This is a genomic window from Streptomyces sp. NPDC051217, assembly GCF_044455465.1.
GTDB lineage: Bacteria > Actinomycetota > Actinomycetes > Streptomycetales > Streptomycetaceae > Streptomyces.
This window is the reverse complement of record NZ_JBITEV010000005.1, coordinates 146,985-167,601: the sequence shown is the minus strand read 5'-3', so window position 1 is coordinate 167,601 and position 20,617 is coordinate 146,985. Positions and strand designations below refer to the sequence as shown.

General features: G+C 70.0%; 18 protein-coding genes and 1 pseudogene. 17 read left to right on the top strand and 2 right to left on the bottom strand.

Annotated features, from left to right (window positions below):
* Positions 1-152 precede the first annotated feature (152 nt).
* From pgsA to ACIBBB_RS14100, 15 genes and pseudogenes are all read left to right on the top strand, one after another.
* A complete protein-coding gene (pgsA, locus tag ACIBBB_RS14170; RefSeq protein WP_189109247.1) occupies positions 153-809 on the top strand; it encodes a phosphatidylinositol phosphate synthase in 657 nt (218 codons plus the stop codon).
* Positions 806-1,759: a phosphatidylinositol mannoside acyltransferase gene (locus tag ACIBBB_RS14165; protein ID WP_398981592.1), complete on the top strand. Its 954-nt coding sequence runs from the start codon at positions 806-808 to the stop codon at positions 1,757-1,759. Before pgsA ends, ACIBBB_RS14165 begins: the two co-directional genes overlap by 4 nt.
* Entirely contained in the window at positions 1,756-2,919 is a 1,164-nt protein-coding gene (locus ACIBBB_RS14160; RefSeq protein ID WP_398981590.1) for a glycosyltransferase family 4 protein, read from the top strand. Before ACIBBB_RS14165 ends, ACIBBB_RS14160 begins: the two co-directional genes overlap by 4 nt.
* A gap of 236 nt (positions 2,920-3,155) precedes the next feature.
* Positions 3,156-3,698: a hypothetical protein gene (locus ACIBBB_RS14155; protein ID WP_398981588.1), complete on the top strand. Its 543-nt coding sequence runs from the start codon at positions 3,156-3,158 to the stop codon at positions 3,696-3,698.
* 129 nt (positions 3,699-3,827) lie between these two features.
* Positions 3,828-4,742 (top strand): pyridoxal 5'-phosphate synthase lyase subunit PdxS, encoded by a 915-nt coding sequence (gene pdxS / locus ACIBBB_RS14150; protein WP_398981586.1) that lies wholly within the window; start codon positions 3,828-3,830, stop codon positions 4,740-4,742.
* Complete coding sequence (gene pdxT, locus ACIBBB_RS14145; protein ID WP_398981584.1) at positions 4,732-5,337, top strand: pyridoxal 5'-phosphate synthase glutaminase subunit PdxT; 606 nt, start codon at positions 4,732-4,734, stop codon at positions 5,335-5,337. The genes pdxS and pdxT overlap by 11 nt, the downstream gene beginning before the upstream one ends.
* Positions 5,338-5,399: 62 nt before the next feature.
* A complete protein-coding gene (locus tag ACIBBB_RS14140; RefSeq protein ID WP_398981582.1) occupies positions 5,400-6,152 on the top strand; it encodes a YebC/PmpR family DNA-binding transcriptional regulator in 753 nt (250 codons plus the stop codon).
* Positions 6,153-6,337: 185 nt separating this feature from the next.
* Positions 6,338-6,895 (top strand): crossover junction endodeoxyribonuclease RuvC, encoded by a 558-nt coding sequence (ruvC, locus tag ACIBBB_RS14135; protein ID WP_398981580.1) that lies wholly within the window; start codon positions 6,338-6,340, stop codon positions 6,893-6,895.
* Entirely contained in the window at positions 6,892-7,518 is a 627-nt protein-coding gene (gene ruvA, locus ACIBBB_RS14130; protein ID WP_398981578.1) for a Holliday junction branch migration protein RuvA, read from the top strand. Before ruvC ends, ruvA begins: the two co-directional genes overlap by 4 nt.
* A gap of 116 nt (positions 7,519-7,634) precedes the next feature.
* Complete coding sequence (gene ruvB, locus ACIBBB_RS14125; RefSeq protein WP_398981576.1) at positions 7,635-8,741, top strand: Holliday junction branch migration DNA helicase RuvB; 1,107 nt, start codon at positions 7,635-7,637, stop codon at positions 8,739-8,741.
* A 164-nt stretch (positions 8,742-8,905) separates the two neighbouring features.
* Positions 8,906-9,427, top strand: coding sequence for a preprotein translocase subunit YajC (gene yajC / locus ACIBBB_RS14120; RefSeq protein ID WP_398981574.1), 522 nt, complete (start codon positions 8,906-8,908; stop codon positions 9,425-9,427).
* Between the two features lie 144 nt (positions 9,428-9,571).
* Entirely contained in the window at positions 9,572-11,350 is a 1,779-nt protein-coding gene (gene secD / locus ACIBBB_RS14115) for a protein translocase subunit SecD (RefSeq protein ID WP_398981572.1), read from the top strand.
* 1 nt (position 11,351) lies between these two features.
* Positions 11,352-12,491 (top strand): annotated as a pseudogene (gene secF, locus ACIBBB_RS14110) (protein translocase subunit SecF).
* Complete coding sequence (locus ACIBBB_RS14105; protein ID WP_398981570.1) at positions 12,488-13,033, top strand: adenine phosphoribosyltransferase; 546 nt, start codon at positions 12,488-12,490, stop codon at positions 13,031-13,033. The pseudogene secF and the gene ACIBBB_RS14105 overlap by 4 nt, the downstream one beginning before the upstream one ends.
* Positions 13,034-13,239: 206 nt before the next feature.
* Positions 13,240-15,891 carry a RelA/SpoT family protein gene (locus tag ACIBBB_RS14100; protein WP_398981568.1) on the top strand — a complete coding sequence of 884 codons (2,652 nt, stop codon included), beginning with the start codon at positions 13,240-13,242 and terminating at the stop codon, positions 15,889-15,891.
* 197 nt (positions 15,892-16,088) lie between these two features.
* Here ACIBBB_RS14100 and ACIBBB_RS14095 read toward each other — a convergent pair whose 3' ends face one another.
* The gene (locus ACIBBB_RS14095) at positions 16,089-17,318 is read right to left on the bottom strand and encodes a DUF349 domain-containing protein (RefSeq protein WP_398981566.1); all 1,230 of its coding nucleotides are present in this window, start codon (positions 17,316-17,318) and stop codon (positions 16,089-16,091) included.
* Positions 17,319-17,565: 247 nt separating this feature from the next.
* Entirely contained in the window at positions 17,566-18,354 is a 789-nt protein-coding gene (locus tag ACIBBB_RS14090; RefSeq protein WP_398981564.1) for a peptidylprolyl isomerase, read from the bottom strand.
* Positions 18,355-18,533: 179 nt separating this feature from the next.
* On the opposite strand from ACIBBB_RS14090, the gene ACIBBB_RS14085 reads away from it, so the two are divergent.
* Together ACIBBB_RS14085 and hisS are read left to right on the top strand one after the other, a co-directional pair.
* The gene (locus tag ACIBBB_RS14085; protein ID WP_398981562.1) at positions 18,534-19,247 is read left to right on the top strand and encodes an MBL fold metallo-hydrolase; all 714 of its coding nucleotides are present in this window, start codon (positions 18,534-18,536) and stop codon (positions 19,245-19,247) included.
* A 13-nt stretch (positions 19,248-19,260) separates the two neighbouring features.
* The gene (gene hisS, locus ACIBBB_RS14080) at positions 19,261-20,523 is read left to right on the top strand and encodes a histidine--tRNA ligase (protein ID WP_398981560.1); all 1,263 of its coding nucleotides are present in this window, start codon (positions 19,261-19,263) and stop codon (positions 20,521-20,523) included.
* Positions 20,524-20,617 lie beyond the last annotated feature (94 nt).

Sequence of the window (20,617 nt, the reverse complement as noted above, 5' to 3'; positions counted from 1 at the left end):
CGTCGGCCCGCGTCCATACGCGGTCACCATGTCGGGCGGGAGCGCCCTTTCCGCCCGAGGTGGGCTCCCCGGCGGTGGAGGCCCGCGGTCCTGGCTACGATGGGCCAGCCGGTGGCCGATGGGGCCGCCTGCCAACGACCGTCGGGAAGGCCATGCTGAACAAGTACGCGCGTGCATTCTTTACGCGTGTCCTCACCCCGTTCGCCGCGTTTCTGCTCCGCCGTGGGGTGAGTCCCGACGCTGTGACGCTCATCGGTACCGCGGGAGTGATGGCGGGAGCGCTGGTCTTCTTCCCCCGTGGAGAGTTCTTCTGGGGCACGATCGTCATCACGCTCTTCGTCTTCTCCGACCTCATCGACGGCAACATGGCGCGGCAGGCCGGGATCTCCAGCCGGTGGGGGGCCTTCCTCGACTCCACGCTCGACCGGGTCGCCGACGGCGCCGTCTTCGGCGGATTCGCGCTCTGGTACGCGGGGACGGGCGACAACAATGTGCTGTGCGCCGTCTCGATCTTCTGCCTGACGAGCGGCCAGGTCGTCTCGTACACGAAGGCCCGCGGCGAATCCATAGGGCTGCCGGTGGCCGTCAACGGGCTCATCGAGCGCGCCGAGCGTCTTGTCATCTCGCTGGTGGCGGCTGGTCTCGCGGGCATGCACAAATTCGGGGTGCCCGGTATCGACATCCTGCTGCCGATCGCGCTGTGGGTGGTGGCCGCGGGCAGTCTGGTGACACTCGGACAGCGTGTGGTGACCGTACGGCGGGAGTCCGCCGAGGCGGACGCGGCCAGGGCCGGCGGGTCCGCCTCATGAGCGGCGGGCGGGACCGGCTCGTCGACACCCTCTACGGACTCGGCTGGAGCACCGTCAAGACGCTGCCCGAACCGGTGGCCGTCGCCCTCGGCAGGACCATCGCCGACACCGTCTGGAAGCGGCGCGGCTCGAACGTACTGCGGCTCGAATCGAATCTGGCCCGTGTGGTGCCGGACGCGGGCCCCGAGCGCCTCGCGGAGCTGTCGAAGGCGGGCATGCGCTCGTACATGCGGTACTGGATGGAGTCGTTCCGGCTGCCGGTCTGGAGCGCGGAGCGAGTGCGGGACAGCGTCGAGATCAAGGACATCCATCTCCTGACGGAGGGTCTGGAGAGCGGGCGGGGCGTCGTGTTGGCCCTGCCACATCTGGCCAACTGGGATCTGGCCGGGGCCTGGCTGACCCGGGGGATGGGCGTTCCGTTCACCACCGTCGTGGAACGGCTCAAGCCCGAATCGCTCTTCGACCGTTTCGTCGAATACCGCGAGAGCCTCGGTATGGAGGTGCTGCCGCACACCGGGGGGACCGCCTTCGGGACGCTCGCCCGGCGGCTGCGGTCGGGCGGCCTGGTGTGCCTGGTCGCCGACCGGGATCTGTCCGCGTCGGGCGTCGAGGTGACGTTCTTCGGCGAGAAGACGCGGATGCCGGCCGGGCCCGCCCTGCTCGCGCAGCAGACCGGGGCACTGCTGTTTCCGGTCTCGCTCCACTTCGACGGGCCGAAACTCATGCGGGGACGGGTCTATCCGGCCGTCGAGGTGCCGGAGACAGGCAAACGCGCCGAAAAGTCGTCTGTGATGACACAGGCCGTCGCTGACAAGTTCGCCGCCGGCATCGCCGAGCACCCGGAGGACTGGCACATGCTGCAACGTCTCTGGCTCGCCGACCTCGAACCCCGTCCCGATACGAGTTCCGGGACCGGCGGAAGCCCCGAGAAGGTCGGTGGGGCCGGGTGAAGATCGGCATCGTCTGCCCGTACTCCTGGGACGTGCCGGGCGGAGTGCAGTTCCACATCAGGGACCTCGCGGACCACCTGATCCGGCTGGGCCACGAGGTCTCGGTGCTCGCGCCCGCCGACGACGAGACGCCGCTCCCGCCGTTCGTGGTCTCCGCCGGGCGGGCCGTGCCCGTGCCGTACAACGGTTCCATCGCCCGGCTGAACTTCGGCTTCCTGGCGGCGGCCCGGGTACGGCGCTGGCTGCACGACGGCACCTTCGACGTCATCCACATCCACGAACCCACGGCGCCCTCGCTCGGGCTGCTCGCCTGCTGGGCGGCGCAGGGGCCGATCGTCGCGACGTTCCACACGTCCAACCCGCGCTCGCGCGTGATGCTCGCCGCGTACCCGATCCTTCAGCCGGCGCTGGAGAAGATAAGCGCACGGATCGCGGTCAGCGAGTACGCGCGGCGCACCCTGGTCGAGCATCTGGGCGGCGACGCCGTCGTCATCCCCAACGGGGTGGATGTCGACTTCTTCGCCAGGGCCGCGGTCAACCCTCAGTGGCAGAGCGGCACGATCGGCTTCGTCGGGCGCATCGACGAGCCGCGCAAGGGGCTGCCCGTCCTGATGAAGGCCCTGCCGAGGATTCTCGAAGCGTTCCCCGACACGAGGCTGCTCGTCGCGGGGCGCGGCGACGAGAGGGAAGCGGTGGAGTCGCTTCCTGAGGAGATGCGCGGCAGCGTCGAATTCCTCGGCATGGTGAGCGACGAGGACAAGGCGCGGCTGCTGCGCAGCGTCGACCTGTACGTGGCGCCCAACACCGGGGGCGAGAGCTTCGGCATCATCCTGGTCGAGGCGCTGTCGGCGGGAGCGGCGGTGCTGGCGAGCGACCTGGACGCGTTCGCGCAGGTCCTGGACCAGGGCGCCGCCGGGGAACTGTTCGCCAACGAGGACGCGGACGCGCTGGCGGAGGCGGCCATAGGGCTGCTGGGGGACTCGCGGCGACGCAAGGAACTGGGCGAGCGCGGCAGCGCGCATGTGCGGCGCTTCGACTGGTCGACGGTGGGCGCGGACATCCTCGCGGTGTACGAGACGGTCACCGACGGCGCGGCGTCGGTGGCCACGGACGAACGCGTCGGCCTCCGCGCCCGCTTCGGTTTGGCGGCGCGCGACTAGGGCCTGTCCGCAAAGTGGCGCCGTCCGCCCGCAGGGCGGGGCCCGCACCAACGTGACATCAGCCGCTGCCGCGGCGGGCCCCGGCCGATCCGCGAGATCCGCCGGACAGGACCTGGCGCCTCATCCGGTTCTGTCGTCCGCTCGCGCCCTTCTCGGGAGGGGGACGGAGCCCGCTCCCGGGATTGGGGCGGGACGGGGTGGCGGAAGGGACCCCGGCCACAAGTAGCCTGCCGTTCGTGACCGAAACCCTGATCTGGATCTTCGCCGGGCTCTTGGCGATCGGCCTGTACCTCAGCTGGACCGCCGGCCGCCTCGACCGACTGCACTCGCGGATAGACGCGTCACGGGCCTCCCTCGACGCCCAACTGCTGCGCCGCGCCTCGGTCGCCCAGGAGCTGGCCACCGCGGGCCTCCTCGATCCCGCCGCCTCGATCGTGCTCTACCAGGGCGCGCACGCCGCGCGCCAGGCCGAGGACGAGCAGCGTGAGGTGGCCGAAAGTGAGCTGAGCGAGGCGCTGCGGGCCGTCTTCGGAGAGGTCGCGCAGGTCGAGGCGGTACGGGCGGCTCCGGGCGGTGACGAGGCCGCCGACGAGCTGGCCGCCGCCGTACGCCTCGTTCCGATGGCCCGGCGATTCCACAACGACTCCGTACGCGCGGCCCGCGCGCTGCGCCGGCACCGTACGGTCCGCTGGTTCCGCCTCGCCGGGCACGCGCCGTCCCCGCTCGCCTTCGAGATGGACGACGAGCCACCGGTGGCTCTCGCGAACCGTCCCGCCTAGGGGCTGTCTTTCGGACAAGGCCGCGAGAACGATCCACAGGCCTTCCATTGGCCCTTGCTGTGGACTGGTCCGGAGAGGTTTGCTCGCCTCGTCAACCGCTCCCGTCCCCGTCCCCGTGAGGTCGTTCCCGTGTCCAGCACGCTTTCCACCACCAGCCAGACCCCCGAGACCGGCACCGCGCGCGTGAAGCGCGGCATGGCCGAGCAGCTCAAGGGCGGCGTGATCATGGATGTGGTCACGCCGGACCAGGCGAAGATCGCCGAGGACGCCGGCGCGGTCGCCGTGATGGCGCTGGAGCGCGTTCCGGCCGACATCCGTAAGGACGGCGGCGTCGCGCGGATGTCCGACCCCGACATGATCGAGGGCATCATCGAGGCCGTCTCGATCCCGGTGATGGCGAAGTCCCGCATCGGCCACTTCGTGGAGGCCCAGGTCCTGCAGTCCCTCGGCGTCGACTACATCGACGAGTCCGAGGTCCTGACTCCGGCCGACGAGGTCAACCACTCGGACAAGTGGGCCTTCACCACGCCGTTCGTCTGTGGCGCGACCAACCTGGGCGAGGCCCTGCGCCGTATCGCCGAGGGCGCGGCCATGATCCGCTCGAAGGGCGAGGCCGGCACCGGCAACGTCGTCGAGGCGGTCCGTCACCTGCGCCAGATCAAGAACGAGATCGCCCGGCTGCGCGGCTACGACAACAACGAGCTGTACGCCGCCGCGAAGGAACTCCGCGCTCCGTACGAGATCGTCAAGGAGGTCGCCGAGCTGGGCAAGCTGCCCGTCGTGCTCTTCTCCGCAGGAGGCGTGGCCACCCCGGCGGACGCCGCCCTGATGCGTCAGCTCGGCGCCGAGGGCGTCTTCGTCGGATCCGGCATCTTCAAGTCCGGCGACCCCGCCAAGCGCGCCGCCGCCATCGTCAAGGCCACCACCTTCTACGACGACCCCAAGATCGTCGCGGACGCCTCGCGCAATCTCGGCGAGGCCATGGTCGGCATCAACATCGACACCCTGCCCGCGTCCGAGCACTATGCCAACCGTGGCTGGTGACCAGGGCGCCGCGCGCGGCCCGCTGATCGGCGTCCTGGCCCTCCAGGGCGACGTACGGGAGCACCTGGCCGCCCTGGAGACGGCCGGTGCGGTGCCCACGACCGTACGGCGGCCGGACGAACTGGCCGCCGTCGACGGTCTGGTGATCCCCGGCGGCGAGTCGACGACCATGTCCAAACTGGCCGTCCTCTTCGGGATGCTGGAGCCGCTGCGCGAGCGCGTACGCGACGGGATGCCGGTCTACGGCACCTGCGCCGGCCTGATCCTGCTCGCCGAGAAGATCCTCGACCCGCGCTCCGGACAGGAGACCGTCGGCGGCATCGACATGATCGTCCGCAGGAACGCCTTCGGGCGGCAGAACGAGTCCTTCGAGGCGGCCGTCGATGTCGTGGGTGTGGGACCGGTGGACGGGGTCTTCATCCGGGCGCCGTGGGTCGAGTCGGTGGGCGCCGAGGTGGAGGTGCTCGCCGAGCACGGCGGGCATGTCGTGGCCGTTCGGCAGGGCAACGCGCTCGCCACGGCGTTCCATCCGGAACTCACCGGCGACCACCGGCTGCACGGCTTCTTCACGGAGATGGTGCGCTCCGCGGGGTGAGGGGATCCCGGTAGGATCTCTGCCGAACGGAGCAGGATTGGTTACGCGAAGGAGACAGGCAGATGTCCGGCCACTCTAAATGGGCTACGACGAAGCACAAGAAGGCCGTGATCGATGCCAAGCGCGGCAAGCTCTTCGCGAAGCTGATCAAGAACATCGAGGTCGCGGCCCGCACCGGGGGCGCCGATGTCGACGGCAACCCGACCCTTTTCGACGCCATCCAGAAGGCGAAGAAGAGCTCGGTGCCGAACAAGAACATCGACTCGGCCGTCAAGCGCGGCGCCGGCCTGGAGGCCGGAGGCGCCGACTACGAGACGATCATGTACGAGGGTTACGGGCCCAACGGTGTCGCCGTGCTCATCGAGTGCCTGACCGACAACCGCAACCGTGCCGCGTCCGACGTCCGCGTCGCGATGACCCGCAACGGCGGCTCGATGGCCGACCCCGGCTCCGTGTCGTACCTGTTCCACCGCAAGGGCGTCGTGATCGTCCCCAAGGCCGAGCTGGGCGAGGACGACGTCCTGGGCGCCGTCCTCGACGCGGGCGCCGAGGAGGTCAACGACCTGGGTGAGTCCTTCGAGGTGCTCAGCGAGGCGACCGACCTGGTCGAGGTCCGCACGGCGCTCCAGCAGGCCGGCATCGACTACGACTCCGCCGACACCAACTTCGTGCCGACCATGCAGGTCGAGCTGGACGAGGACGGCGCACGGAAGATCTTCAAGCTGATCGACGCGCTGGAGGACAGCGACGACGTGCAGAACGTCTTCGCCAACTTCGACGTCTCGGACGAGGTCATGGAGAAGGTCGACGCCTGACCGGCGGGCCCACCGGCGCGCGTCGCCGGCGTCAACTCGGCTGTACGCGGCGGGCCGACGGGGACACACCCCCCGTCGGCCCGCCGCGTTGTCGGTGCCGACCGATACTGTGCTGATCAGGGGTTCTGACTCACCGGCGGAACAGGTGATCGGGCGGGACCGAGAGTGTGAGGGGGAGGGGCGCGATGCGGGTACTGGGCGTGGACCCCGGACTGACGCGGTGCGGTGTCGGCGTCGTCGAGGGCGTCGCCGGACGGACGTTGACGATGCTCGGCGTCGGTGTGGTGCGCACACCCGCCGACGCGGACCTCGGATCGCGCCTGGTAGCCATCGAGCGGGGAGTGGAAGCCTGGCTGGACGAGCACCGGCCCGAACTGGTCGCTGTGGAGCGGGTGTTCAGCCAGCACAACGTTCGTACGGTGATGGGCACGGCCCAGGCCAGCGCCGTGGCCATGCTGTGCGCCGCCCGCCGCGGCATCCCGGTCGCCCTGCATACCCCCAGCGAGGTCAAGGCCGCGGTCACCGGCAACGGGCGCGCCGACAAGGCACAGGTCGGTGTCATGGTGACCCGGCTGCTGAGACTGGACGCGCCGCCCAAACCGGCCGACGCCGCCGACGCCCTCGCCCTCGCCATCTGCCATATCTGGCGCGCCCCCGCCGTCAACCGTCTCCAGCAGGCGCACGCCGCGGCGAAGGCGTCCCGCCCCGCCGGCCACACACCCGTACGGAAGGTTCCCCGATGATCGCCTTCGTCAGCGGCCCGGTGGCCGCGCTCGCCCCGACCTCCGCGGTGATCGAGGTCGGCGGCGTCGGCATGATGGTCCAGTGCACCCCGGCCACCCTCGCCGGGCTGCGGATCGGTCAGGAGGCGAAGATCGCCACCTCGCTGGTCGTCCGGGAGGACTCGCTCACGCTGTACGGCTTCGCCGACGACGACGAGCGCCAGACGTTCGAGCTGCTCCAGACCGCCAGCGGTGTCGGTCCGCGGCTGGCCCAGGCGATGCTCGCGGTGCACGCGCCCGACACCCTGCGTGTCGCCGTGGCCACGGGGGACGAGAAGACGCTCACCGCCGTCCCCGGCATCGGTAAGAAGGGCGCGCAGAAGCTGCTGCTGGAGCTGAAGGACCGGCTCGGCGAGCCCCTCGGTACGCATATCGGCAGACAGGGAATCGGCGTCCCCGTCTCCGCCGCGTGGAACGATCAGCTGCACTCGGCGCTGATCGGTCTCGGTTACGCGACGAGGGAGGCGGACGAGGCGGTCGCGCTGGTCGCCCCCCAGGCCGAGGCCGCGATCGAGGCGGGCGAGGCGCCCGCCGTACCGCGACTCCTGCGGGCGGCTCTCCAGTCGCTGAACCGCACACGCTGACCGGGCCACGACGACGGGCGCGGGCCGGGCCGCCCCGCGATCGCCGCCAGGCCCGCGCCGGAGCCGAACTCCACGGGACCGTCCAGGGACGTCCCGATTCCATGAGGTGAGCCACAGTGAACTGGGACGACAGCAGCAAGGGGACGCCGGGAGGCGGCCCTCCGCCGACGGACGCGACCGACGGGTCCGACCGGCTCGTCGCCGCGTCCGCCGACGGCGAGGACCAGGCGGTCGAGGCGGCGCTGCGGCCCAAGTCGCTGGACGAATTCGTCGGGCAGGAGCGCGTACGGGAACAGCTCGACCTCGTCCTGAAGGCGGCCCTCGCCCGGGGCGGCACCGCCGATCATGTCCTGCTGTCGGGCGCGCCCGGCCTCGGCAAGACCACTCTCTCCATGATCATCGCGGCCGAGATGGGCGCCCCGATCCGCATCACCTCGGGCCCCGCCATCCAGCACGCGGGCGACCTCGCGGCGATCCTCTCCTCCCTCCAGGAGGGCGAGGTCCTCTTCCTCGACGAGATCCACCGGATGTCCCGGCCCGCCGAGGAAATGCTCTACATGGCCATGGAGGACTTCCGCGTCGACGTCATCGTCGGCAAGGGCCCCGGCGCCACCGCCATCCCGCTGGAGCTGCCGCCCTTCACCCTCGTCGGCGCCACCACCAGGGCCGGCCTGCTTCCGCCCCCGTTGCGCGACCGCTTCGGCTTCACCGCGCAGATGGAGTTCTACGAGCCCGTCGAGCTGGAACGGGTCATCCACCGCTCGGCGCACCTCCTGGACCTGGAGATCGACGCGGACGGCGCCGCCGAGATCGCCGGCCGCTCCCGGGGCACGCCCCGTATCGCCAACCGTCTGCTGCGCCGGGTCCGCGACTACGCGCAGGTCAAGGCCGAGGGGTACATCAACCGCGACATCGCCTCCGTCGCCCTTCAGGTGTACGAGGTGGACGAGCGCGGCCTGGACCGCCTCGACCGGGCCGTGCTCCGGGCCCTGCTCAAGCTGTTCGGCGGCGGCCCGGTCGGCCTGTCGACCCTCGCCGTCGCGGTGGGGGAGGAGCGAGAGACGGTCGAGGAGGTCGCCGAGCCCTTCCTCGTACGGGAGGGACTGCTCGCCCGCACCCCCCGGGGCCGGGTCGCGACTCCGGCGGCATGGGCACATCTGGGGCTGACGCCACCCCCGCGGAGCCCAGGCGCAAGCGGACAACCGGGGCTCTTCGGGGCGTGAGCGCACTGGCACTCGCCTCAGCAGGAACCCCGGTGCCATGCTGGGCGTTGTTCCATTGATGCGGACTCGCTTAGACTCCGCCGATGCCGCCCGTAACGGTCGGCTACCCACCCCCGTATATCAGGCCGCTCGACAGCGCGGTCGTGCGAAGGAAGTTCCCTCCCGTGAGTCTCGTGACCCTCCTCCCCTTCATCGTGCTCATCGGGGCCATGTTCCTGATGACCCGGTCCGCCAAGAAGAAGCAGCAGGCGGCTGTGCAGATGCGCAATGAGATGCAGCCCGGCACAGGTGTCCGGACGATCGGGGGCATGTACGCCACCGTCAAGGAAGTTCACGACGACACGGTCCTGCTGGAGGTCGCGCCGGCCGTCCACGCCGTGTACGCGAAGAACGCCATTGGCGCCGTCCTGACGGACGAGGAGTACAACCGCATCGTCCACGGCGACGAGGAAGAGTTCGAGGTCGACGGCCACGTCGTGCCCGACGACGCCTCCTCGCTGGTCGACGACGACGTCTCCAAGATCGACCTGGGCAAGAAGGACAGCCCGGAAGACGCCGAGGCCGAGACTGAGGCCGACGTCGACGCGCCCAAGGCCGACGCGCCCACGGCCGACGCCGACGCCGAGAAGGAGTCGGTCGTCGAGCCCAAGGACGCCAAGGCCGACGGCGAGAGCGGCGCGAAGTAGTCCCGTCCGGTCCCGCACCGCGCCCCCGGGCGTACCGCGGTCCCCGGACGGCGCAGGCATTCGCGTGGGCACGTCCCCACAACACTTCGTTGCCGCTTTGTCGCTCACCCGGCGTGGAGCGGTTGGACAGGGAGAAACGAAAAGGTGGCAGCACCTCAGAAGGGCCGAAGGCAGACGGGGGCCCCGGGAAAGCCGGGGCGCACCCTGATCCTGTTCCTGATCGCGATGATCGCCCTCGTCGGCGGGATGTTCGGGGCGGGCGAGCTCACGCCGCGCCTCGGTATCGACCTCGCCGGCGGCACGACCATCACGCTCAAGGCCAAGAGCTCGCCGGGCCAGGCGAACGCGGTCAACGAGACCAACATGAACACCGCGGTCGGCATTATCGAGCGTCGTGTCAACGGTCTCGGCGTTCAGGAGGCCGAGGTTCAGACCCAGGGATCCGACAACATCATTGTCAACATCCCCAAGGGCACGAACTCGCAGCAGGCTCGTGAGCAGGTCGGCACCACCGCTCAGCTGTACTTCCGGCCGGTCGTGACCCTCGGACCGGGTGACCCCGCCGCGCAGCAGCCGCCGCCGGACGCGAACCCGACTCCGAGCGCCGGTTCGAGCGAGAGCCCGAGCCCTTCCGGGAGCGACAAGCCGAAGGAGACCGCCTCTCCTTCGGGCGACAACGCCCCCAGCCCCTCGGAGACGACCCAGGGCCGTCCCCTCACGGAGGACCTGAAGGCCGACGCGACGCCCACGCCGAGCGGCTCGCCCTCCGACGAGCCCAGCCCGTCACCGAGCGAGCCCGCGACACCGCCCACGGACCCCGCGACGGAGAAGCTCCAGGCCGACTTCGCGGCGCTCGACTGCACGAACGAGAAGGTCAGGGGCGCCCTCGGCGACAACGCGAAGCCGGACCAGCCGACGCTCGCCTGCGGTGAGAACGACGGTGTGTGGGAGAAGTACATCCTCGGCCCGGCCGAGGTGGGCGGCAAGGACGTCGACGACGCCAACGCCACCATCAACCAGCAGACCGGCCAGTGGATCGTCCAGATGGACTTCACGGGCGGTGGCTCGAAGAAGTTCCAGGCGATCACCAGCAAGCTGTCGCAGCAGCAGCCCCCGCAGAACCAGTTCGCCATCGTCCTCGACGGTGAGGTCGTCTCGGCGCCCTCGGTGCGCCAGACCCTGAGCGCCAACGCCGAGATCTCCGGCAACTTCACCCAGGAGTCCGCACAGGACCTGGGCAACATTCTGTCGTACGGCGCGCTGCCCCTCACCTTCCAGGAAGAGACCGTCACCACGGTCACCGCCGCGCTCGGCGGTGAGCAGTTGCACGCCGGTCTGATCGCCGGCGCCATCGGCCTCGCGCTGGTGATCATCTACCTGGTGCTCTACTACCGGGGTCTCGCGATGATCGCCATCGTCAGCCTCCTGGCCTCGGCGGCCATGACGTACGCGATCATGACCTTGCTCGGACCGGGTATCGGCTTCGCCCTCAACCTCCCCGCGGTGTGTGGTGCGATCGTTGCGATCGGCATCACGGCGGACTCGTTCATCGTGTACTTCGAACGAATCCGTGACGAGATCAGAGAGGGCCGTACGCTGCGGCCCGCCGTCGAACGGGCCTGGCCACGTGCCCGGCGCACGATCCTGGTGTCCGACTTCGTGTCGTTCCTCGCCGCGGCCGTGCTGTTCACCGTCACCGTCGGCAAGGTGCAGGGCTTCGCGTTCACGCTCGGCCTGACCACGGTCCTCGACGTCGTCGTCGTCTTCTTCTTCACGAAGCCGATCATGACTCTGGTCGCCCGCACGAAGTTCTTCTCGGGCGGCGGTTCCTGGTCCGGTCTCGACCCGAAGCGCCTCGGTGCGAAACCACCGCTGCGCCGCACACGCCGTCTCGGCGCCCCCACCGACCCGAAGGAGGCGTGAGATGTCGCGACTCGGCGATCTCGGCGCCCGGCTCTACCGCGGCGATGTCGGCTACGACTTCGTCGGGAAGCGCAAGTTCTGGTACGCGCTCTCGATCCTCATCACCATCCTGGCCATCGCGGGCCTGGCGGTGCGCGGGCTCAACATGGGCATCGAGTTCAAGGGCGGTGCCGTCTTCAACACCCCCAAGACGAGCATCTCCGTGTCGGAGGCGCAGGAGCACGCGGAAGCGGCGTCCGGCCACGACGCGATCGTCCAGAAGCTCGGCAACGGCGGCCTGCGAATCCAGGTCACCGAGTTGAACACGGCCCAGGCCGACAAGACGCAGACCCAGCTCGCGGAAGACCTGAACATCCCCAAGGAGAAGATCAACGCCGACCTGGTCGGGCCGAGTTGGGGCGAGCAGATCGCCAACAAGGCGTGGACAGGACTCGGGATCTTCATGATCCTGGTGGTGATCTATCTGGCGATCGCCTTCGAATAGAGAATGGCGGTCGCCGCGCTGATCGCCCTGATCCATGACCTCACCATCACGGTCGGTGTGTACGCGCTGGTCGGCTTCGAGGTCACACCGGGCACGGTGATCGGTCTTCTGACCATTCTTGGTTACTCCCTGTACGACACGGTCGTGGTCTTCGACAGCCTCAAGGAGGGGTCGAAGGACATCACCAAGCAGACGCGCTACACCTTCAGCGAGGTGGCCAACCGCAGCATCAACTCGACCCTGGTGCGTTCCATCAACACCACCGTGGTCGCACTGCTGCCGGTCGCCGGCCTGCTCTTCATCGGTGGCGGATTCCTCGGCGCCGGCATGCTGAACGACATCTCGCTGTCGCTGTTCGTCGGCCTCGCCGCCGGTGCGTACTCGTCGATCTTCATCGCCACTCCGCTGGTCGCGGACCTCAAGGAGCGCGAGCCGTCGATAAAGGCACTGAAGAGGCGCGTACTGGCCAAGCGGGCCGCCGCGGCGGCCAAGGGCGAGTCGGCCGAGTACGAGCAGGAGGGCTCCGACGAGCCGAGGGACGCCGACCCGGATGACGGCGAGGGGCCGGTGCGCGACGCCCCGCCCGCCGCCGCGGTCGCGGGTCCCCGGAGCCACGGCGGCCGTGGCCGGGGCCGTGCGTCGGGGAAGCGTCGATGACCGACGACAGTACGAGGGAACTGCTCCTCAGCCGGATCCGTGATGTGGCGGACTATCCGAAGCCGGGGGTGATGTTCAAGGACATCACGCCGCTGCTCGCGGATCCGCAGGCCTTCACGGCGCTCACCGACGCACTCGCGGAACTGGCCGTGCGGCACGGCGCCACGAAGATCGTCGGTCTGGAGGCGCGCGGCTTCATCCTGGCCGCGCCGGTCGCGGTCCGGGCCGGCATCGGCTTCATCCCTGTCCGCAAGGCGGGGAAGCTGCCCGGTGCGACGCTGTCGCAGACGTACGACCTGGAGTACGGCAGCGCCGAGATGGAGGTCCACGCCGAGGACCTCCAGGAGGGCGACCGCGTCATCGTCATCGACGACGTGCTCGCCACCGGCGGTACCGCCGAGGCCTCGGTCGAACTGGTCCGCCGGGCCGGCTCCGACGTGGTGGCCGTGGCAGTCCTGCTGGAGCTGGGCTTCCTCGGCGGCAGGGCCCGCCTGGAGCCGCACCTGCGGGACGCTCCGCTGGAGGCACTGATCAAGCTCTGACCGACTCGGTCAGATACGGTGAAATGCGATGAAAACGGACGCCCCGGGAATTCCGCCCGGGGCGTCCGCGTTTTTCCATTCATCGACCCGGAATATCTCGCTGCCCCCGTGCGGTCAACGGTCTCGTGAGCACCCGCGGCACGAGGTCGATACCATGGCCGTTCCGCACCTGACCGGGGGACCCCGGAAACGCACGAGGAGCGCTCTTGCCAGACGAGGCCCAGCCACTCGCCGCCGCCCAGCCCGATCCGCACGCAGACCAGGCCATGGCGGCGCCTGCTCCGCCGCAGAATCAGGCGGACGGGTCGAGGACGGCTGCGCGGACGTCTGCCGAGCGGAACGGGTCCGGGCGCAGCGGCAGCGAGCGGAACGGGTCCGAGCAGAGCTCCGACCGCAACGGGCCCGATCCGACGCGGAGCCCGTCGAAGCCGGTCGACCCGGCCCCCGCCCCCGCCCCCGCGTCCCCGGCCGTGCCGGGCTCCGCGCCAGCCAAGAGCCAGCTCCCGGTCCCCGTCACGGCGCCCAAGCCCCCGCCGGCCGCCCCCTCGCGCTCCGGCGGCTCCTCCAACCGCGTACGCGCGCGGCTGGCCCGTCTCGGCGTGCAGCGCTCGTCGCCGTACAACCCGGTCCTCGAACCGCTCCTGCGGACCGTACGGAGCAACGACCCCAAGATCGACACCGCGGTCCTCCGCCAGATCGAGCGCGCCTACCAGGTCGCCGAGCGCTGGCACCGCGGCCAGAAGCGCAAGAGCGGCGACCCGTACATCACGCACCCCCTCGCAGTGACCACGATCCTCGCCGAACTCGGCATGGACCCGGCCACGCTCATGGCGGGGCTGCTGCACGACACCGTCGAGGACACCGAGTACGGCCTCGACACGCTCCGCAAGGACTTCGGCGACCAGGTCGCCCTCCTCGTCGACGGCGTCACCAAGCTCGACAAGGTCAAGTTCGGCGAGGCCGCCCAGGCCGAGACCGTACGCAAGATGGTCGTCGCCATGGCCAAGGACCCCCGAGTCCTGGTCATCAAGCTCGCCGACCGGCTGCACAACATGCGCACCATGCGCTATCTCAAGCGGGAGAAGCAGGAGAAGAAGGCCCGCGAGACGCTGGAGATCTACGCGCCGCTGGCCCACCGCCTGGGTATGAACACCATCAAGTGGGAGCTGGAGGACCTCGCCTTCGCGATCCTCTACCCCAAGATGTACGACGAGATCGTCCGGCTCGTCGCCGAGCGGGCGCCCAAGCGTGACGAGTATCTGGCCATAGTGACCGACGAGGTCCAGTCCGATCTGCGCGCCGCCCGTATCAAGGCCACCGTCACCGGCAGGCCGAAGCACTACTACAGCGTCTACCAGAAGATGATCGTGCGGGGCCGGGACTTCGCCGAGATCTACGACCTGGTGGGTATTCGTGTCCTCGTCGACACGGTCCGCGACTGCTACGCGGCGCTCGGCACCGTCCACGCCCGGTGGAATCCGGTGCCGGGGCGGTTCAAGGACTACATCGCGATGCCCAAGTTCAACATGTACCAGTCGCTGCACACGACGGTCATCGGGCCCAGCGGCAAGCCGGTCGAGCTCCAGATCCGTACGTTCGACATGCACCGCCGGGCCGAGTACGGCATCGCGGCGCACTGGAAGTACAAGCAGGAGGCCGTCGCCGGGGCGTCCAAGGTCCGTACCGACGTGCCCAGACACGCGGGCAAGGGCGCCGGCCAGGACACCGTCAACGACATGGCGTGGCTGCGCCAGCTGCTCGACTGGCAGAAGGAGACCGAGGACCCCAGTGAGTTCCTGGAGTCACTGCGCTTCGACCTGTCGCGCAACGAGGTCTTCGTCTTCACGCCCAAGGGCGATGTCATAGCGCTGCCCGCCGGAGCCACCCCCGTCGACTTCGCCTACGCCGTCCATACGGAGGTCGGCCACCGCACCATAGGAGCGCGGGTCAACGGGCGGCTCGTCCCCCTCGAATCGACCCTCGACAACGGCGACCTGGTGGAGGTCTTCACCTCCAAGGCGTCGGGCGCCGGACCCTCCCGGGACTGGCTGGGCTTCGTCAAGTCGCCACGGGCCAGGAACAAGATCCGCGCGTGGTTCTCCAAGGAGCGGCGCGACGAGGCGATCGAGCACGGCAAGGACGCCATCGCCAAGGCGATGCGCAAGCAGAATCTGCCGATCCAGCGGATCCTCACCGGCGACTCGCTCGTCACGCTCGCGCACGAGATGCGCTACCCCGACATCTCGTCGCTGTACGCGGCGATCGGCGAGGGCCATGTCGCCGCGCAGGGCGTCGTACAGAAACTGGTGCAGGCGCTCGGCGGCGAGGAGGCCGCCAACGAGGACATCGCCGAGAGCGCGCCGCCCTCGCGCGGACGCTCCAAGCGCCGCTCCAGCAGCGACCCCGGTGTGGTCGTCAAGGGCGTCGAGGACGTGTGGGTCAAGCTCGCCCGCTGCTGTACGCCGGTCCCGGGCGACCCGATCATCGGCTTCGTCACCCGCGGCAGCGGCGTCTCCGTACACCGCGCGGACTGCGTGAACGTCGACTCGCTGTCGCAGCAGCCGGAGCGGATCCTCGAAGTCGAGTGGGCGCCCACCCAGTCGTCCGTCTTCCTCGTCGCCATCCAGGTCGAGGCACTGGACCGGTCCCGGCTGCTCTCCGACGTCACCCGGGTCCTGTCCGACCAGCACGTCAACATCCTGTCGGCGGCGGTCCAGACGTCCCGCGACCGGGTCGCCACCTCGCGCTTCACCTTCGAGATGGGCGACCCCAAGCACCTCGGGCACGTGCTGAAGGCCGTACGAGGCGTGGAGGGCGTCTACGACGTCTACCGCGTCACGTCCGCCCGCCGGCCCTAGGCCGTGTCTGACAAATAGCGCCGTCCGCCCGCAGGGCGGGGCGCGCGGCGGCTGGTGCGGTGCATCGCAGGGCGCGAGGATCGTGCCAGGCGTCGCGGGCCAGGCGGGGCTTTGCGGACACGCCCTAGGTCCTGTCCGACGGAGCGGCCCGACGGTGGGATCACCGCCGGGCCGCTCCGTCGTCGCATCTGCGGGTGTCAGCCGCCGAACTCCTGAAGACCCTTCAGCGCCTGGTCCAGCAGTGCCTGCCGGCCCTCCAGCTCCTTCGCCAGCTTGTCCGCCCTGGCGTTGTTGCCCGCGGCGCGTGCCGTGTCGATCTGCGTGCGCAGTTTGTCGACGGCCGCCTGGAGCTGGCCCGTCAGACCCGCGGCACGCGCACGCGCCTCCGGGTTCGTACGGCGCCACTCGTTCTCCTCGGACTCCTGAAGCGCCCGCTCGACCGTCTGCATCCGGCCCTCGACCTTGGGCCTGGCGTCGCGCGGCACATGCCCGACCGCCTCCCACCGCTCGTTGAGGGCCCGGAACGCGGCGCGGGCCGCCTTCAGGTCCTTCACCGGGAGCAGCCGCTCGGCCTCGGCCGCCAGCTCCTCCTTCAGCTTCAGGTTCTCGGTCTGCTCCGCGTCCCGCTCGGCGAAGACCTCACCGCGGGCGGCGAAGAAGACGTCCTGGGCGCCGCGGAAGCGGTTCCACAGGTCGTCCTCGGACTCGCGCTGCGCGCGGCCCGCGGCCTTCCACTCGGTCATCAGCTCGCGGTAACGCGCCGCCGTCCCGCCCCAGTCCGTGGAGCCCGACAGCGACTCGGCCTCGGCGACCAGCTTCTCCTTGGCCTTACGGGCCTCCTCGCGCTGCGCGTCCAGCGAGGCGAAGTGCGCCTTGCGGCGCTTGGAGAACGCCGACCGGGCGTGCGAGAAGCGGTGCCACAGCTCGTCGTCGGACTTCCGGTCCAGCCGCGGCAGACCCTTCCAGGTGTCCACCAGCGCGCGCAGCCGCTCCCCGGCGGACCGCCACTGGTCGCTCTGCGCCAGCTCCTCGGCCTCCGTGACCAGAGCCTGCTTCGCCTCACGCGCGGCGTCGGTCTGCTTGGCCTTCTGGACCTTGCGCTCCTCGCGCCGCGCCTCGACCGTCGCGACAAGGCCGTCGAGACGCGTACGCAGGGCGGCGAGATCCCCGACGGCGTGATGCTCGTCCACCTGCGCCCGCAGATGGTCGATGGCGGCCTGCGCGTCCTTGGCCGAGAGATCGGTGGTCTTCACCCGCCGTTCGAGAAGGCCGATCTCGACCACCAGGCCCTCGTACTTGCGCTCGAAGTAGGCCAGAGCCTCCTCGGGAGAGCCTGCCTGCCACGATCCGACGACCTGCTCGCCCTCGGCCGTGCGCACGTACACGGTGCCCGTCTCATCGACACGGCCCCACGGGTCGCTGCTCACAGCGCCTCCTCCACCTGATGCCTGCGAGGGGTGCCCCCCGGGCATCGTCCACAGTTTCCTGGACGGGCCTCGCCCGTCTTCCGCGACGCGAAAGCGGATCCGCAGAGCCGATCCGCGCGTCGCACAACGCCAATCTAGGTGACCGGCGGCCCGGCTGTCCGCACTCCGCACGGCCGAAATTCGCGGGGTGCGGTGCGGGGGCCGTCGAAGGCCCCGCGCCGCGGGCCGCGCCGCCGGTCACCGGTGGTCACGACTTGCCGACGGTGCCCTTCTCGATGGTGACGGTCTTCTTCGGCGCACCGTCTCCCTTGTTCTCGCCGGTGACGCCGCCCGCCGCCACGTCCTTCACGGTCTTCAGGCCCTTGGCGTCCATCGTCCCGAACGGTGTGTACGAGGGCGGGAGCTTGGTGTCCTTCCACACGAGGAAGAACTGGCTGCCGCCGCTGTTCGGCTGGCCGGTATTCGCCATCGCCACCGACCCCGCGGGGTAGGTCACCGCACCGTCCGCGGCCGGCTTCCCGAGCGCGTCGAGATTCTCGTCCGCGATGGTGTAGCCCGGACCGCCGGTGCCGTCGCCCTTCGGGTCGCCGCACTGGAGCACGAAGATGTTCTCCGTGGTCAGACGGTGACACTTCGTGCCGTCGAAGAACTTCTTGTCCGCGAGGGACTTGAAGGAATTCACCGTCTCCGGAGTCTTCGCCGCGTCCATCGCGATGCCGATGTCGCCCTGATTCGTCTTCAGGGACATCGTGTACTTGGCCTTGGCGTCGATCGCCATCTTCGGACCGGCCGGCTTGCTCTCGGTCGGGGACGGCGGCGCCGAGGGACTGTCCTGCGCGACGTCCTTCTCACCGTTGTCGTCCGTCAGGCCCGCGATGGCGTACGCGCCGCCCGCCGCCGCCAGTACGACCGCCAGCGCGGAAGCGATGATCGCGTTACGGCGCCTGGCGCCCTTGCGGATCTCCGCCCGGCGCTGCTGCTGCCGCTCGAACTTCTCCCTGGCAAGCTGGCGCCGGCGCTGCTCGCTGTTGACCACCGGGTCGTCTCCTCGTGTCTTCGTGGGCCCTGTCTGGGCGGTGCTCGGAACAGTGCTCGGAACTAAGTCCTATGAACGCTGACTAGCCCCGTACGGTATATGGGTTACCTGTGGAATGAGGAGCGCCGGTAGGCTCTGATCTGCTGCAATCTCCCGACGGACGACATTTGAGGACGATCGTGCTTATTGCCGGGTTCCCCGCCGGGGCCTGGGGGACCAACTGCTATCTGGTCGCCCCCGCCGCAGGCGAGGAGTGCGTGATCATCGACCCCGGCCACCAGGCCACCGAGGGCGTCGCCGAGACGGTCAAAAAGCACCACCTCAAGCCGGTCGCGGTCATCCTCACCCATGGCCACATCGACCACGTCGCGTCGGTCGTCCCCGTGTGCGGTGCCCACGACGTGCCCGCGTGGATCCACCCCTCCGACCGGTACATGATGAACGACCCCGAGAAGGCCCTCGGCCGCTCCATCGGGATGCCGCTCATGGGCGAACTCACCGTGGGGGAGCCCGCCGACGTCAAAGAGCTGGGCGACGGCGCCGAGCTGGAGCTGGCGGGGCTGCGCCTCGGCGTCGCGCACGCGCCCGGCCATACGAAGGGGTCGGTGACCTTCAGGGTGCCCGAGGCGGCGGAGATTCCGTCCGTCCTCTTCTCGGGCGACCTGCTGTTCGCCGGCTCCGTCGGACGCACGGACCTGCCCGGCGGCGATCCGGCCGAGATGCTCAAGTCGCTGGGCCGCGTGTGCCTGCCGCTCGACGACTCGACCGTGGTGCTGTCCGGCCACGGCGCCCAGACGACCATCGGCCGGGAGCGAGCCACCAACCCGTATCTGCGCGAGGTGGCCGCAGGCTACGGCAGCGGCCACGGCGCCGCTCCGCGACGAGGAATGTGACGCAGCGACTTCCATGAACACCTTTCAGGCCCCCAAGGGCACGTACGACCTGCTTCCGCCGGAATCCGCCGTGTTCCTCGCGGTGCGCGAGGCGATCTCCGCACCGCTGAAGAACTCCGGTTACGGCTACATCGAGACGCCCGGCTTCGAGGACGTCGAACTCTTCGCGCGCGGCGTCGGCGAGTCCACCGACATCGTCACCAAGGAGATGTACACCCTCACCACCAAGGGCGGCTCCGAGCTGGCGCTGCGCCCCGAGGGCACGGCCTCCGTGCTGCGCGCCGCGCTGGAGGCGAATCTGCACAAGGCCGGCAACCTCCCCGTCAAGCTCTGGTACTCCGGCTCGTACTACCGCTACGAGCGTCCGCAGAAGGGCCGCTACCGCCACTTCTCGCAGGTCGGCGCCGAGGCCATCGGCGCGGAGGACCCGGCGCTCGACGCCGAGCTGATCATCCTCGCCGACCAGGCGTACCGCTCGCTCGGGCTGACCGGCTTCCGCATCCTGCTGAACTCCCTGGGCGACAAGGAGTGCCGCCCCGTCTACCGCGAGGCGTTGCAGACCTTCCTGCGCGACCTCGACCTCGACGAGGAGACCCGGCGGCGTATCGAGATCAACCCCCTGCGGGTCCTCGACGACAAGCGCCCGGCCGTACAGAACCAGCTCACCGGCGCCCCGAAGCTGCGCGACTATCTGTGCGACGCCTGCCGCCAGTACCACGCGGAGGTGCGCGGGCTGCTGACCGCCACGGGTGTCGCGTACGAGGACGACGAACGGCTCGTACGGGGGCTGGACTACTACACCCGCACGACCTTCGAGTTCGTCCACGACGGCCTCGGCGCGCAGTCCGCGGTGGGCGGTGGCGGCCGCTACGACGGGCTTTCGGAGATGATCGGCGGCCCCGCGCTGCCGTCGGTCGGCTGGGCGCTGGGTGTGGACCGTACGGTGCTGGCGCTGGAGGCCGAGGGCATCACGCTCCAACTGCCGCCCGCCACCAGCGTATTCGCGGTGCCGCTCGGCGAGGAGGCGCGCCGGCTGCTGTTCGGCGTGGTCACCGAGCTGCGCAGGGCCGGGGTCGCGGCCGACTTCAGCTACGGCGGCAAGGGGCTCAAGGGCGCGATGAAGAACGCCAACCGGTCGGGCGCGCGGTTCACGATCGTCGCCGGTGAACGTGATCTCGCCGAGGGCGTGGCGCAGGTCAAGGACATGGAGAGCGGCGAGCAGAAGCCCGTACCGCTCGACGCTCTGGTGGCCGACCTGACCGCGAGACTCGCCTGATCCGGGAACGGGGGGGGGGGGGGGGGGGGGGGGGGGGGGGGGGGGGGGGGGGGCGCGGGGGGGGGGGGGGGGGGCCCGGGCGGGCGGGGCGGGC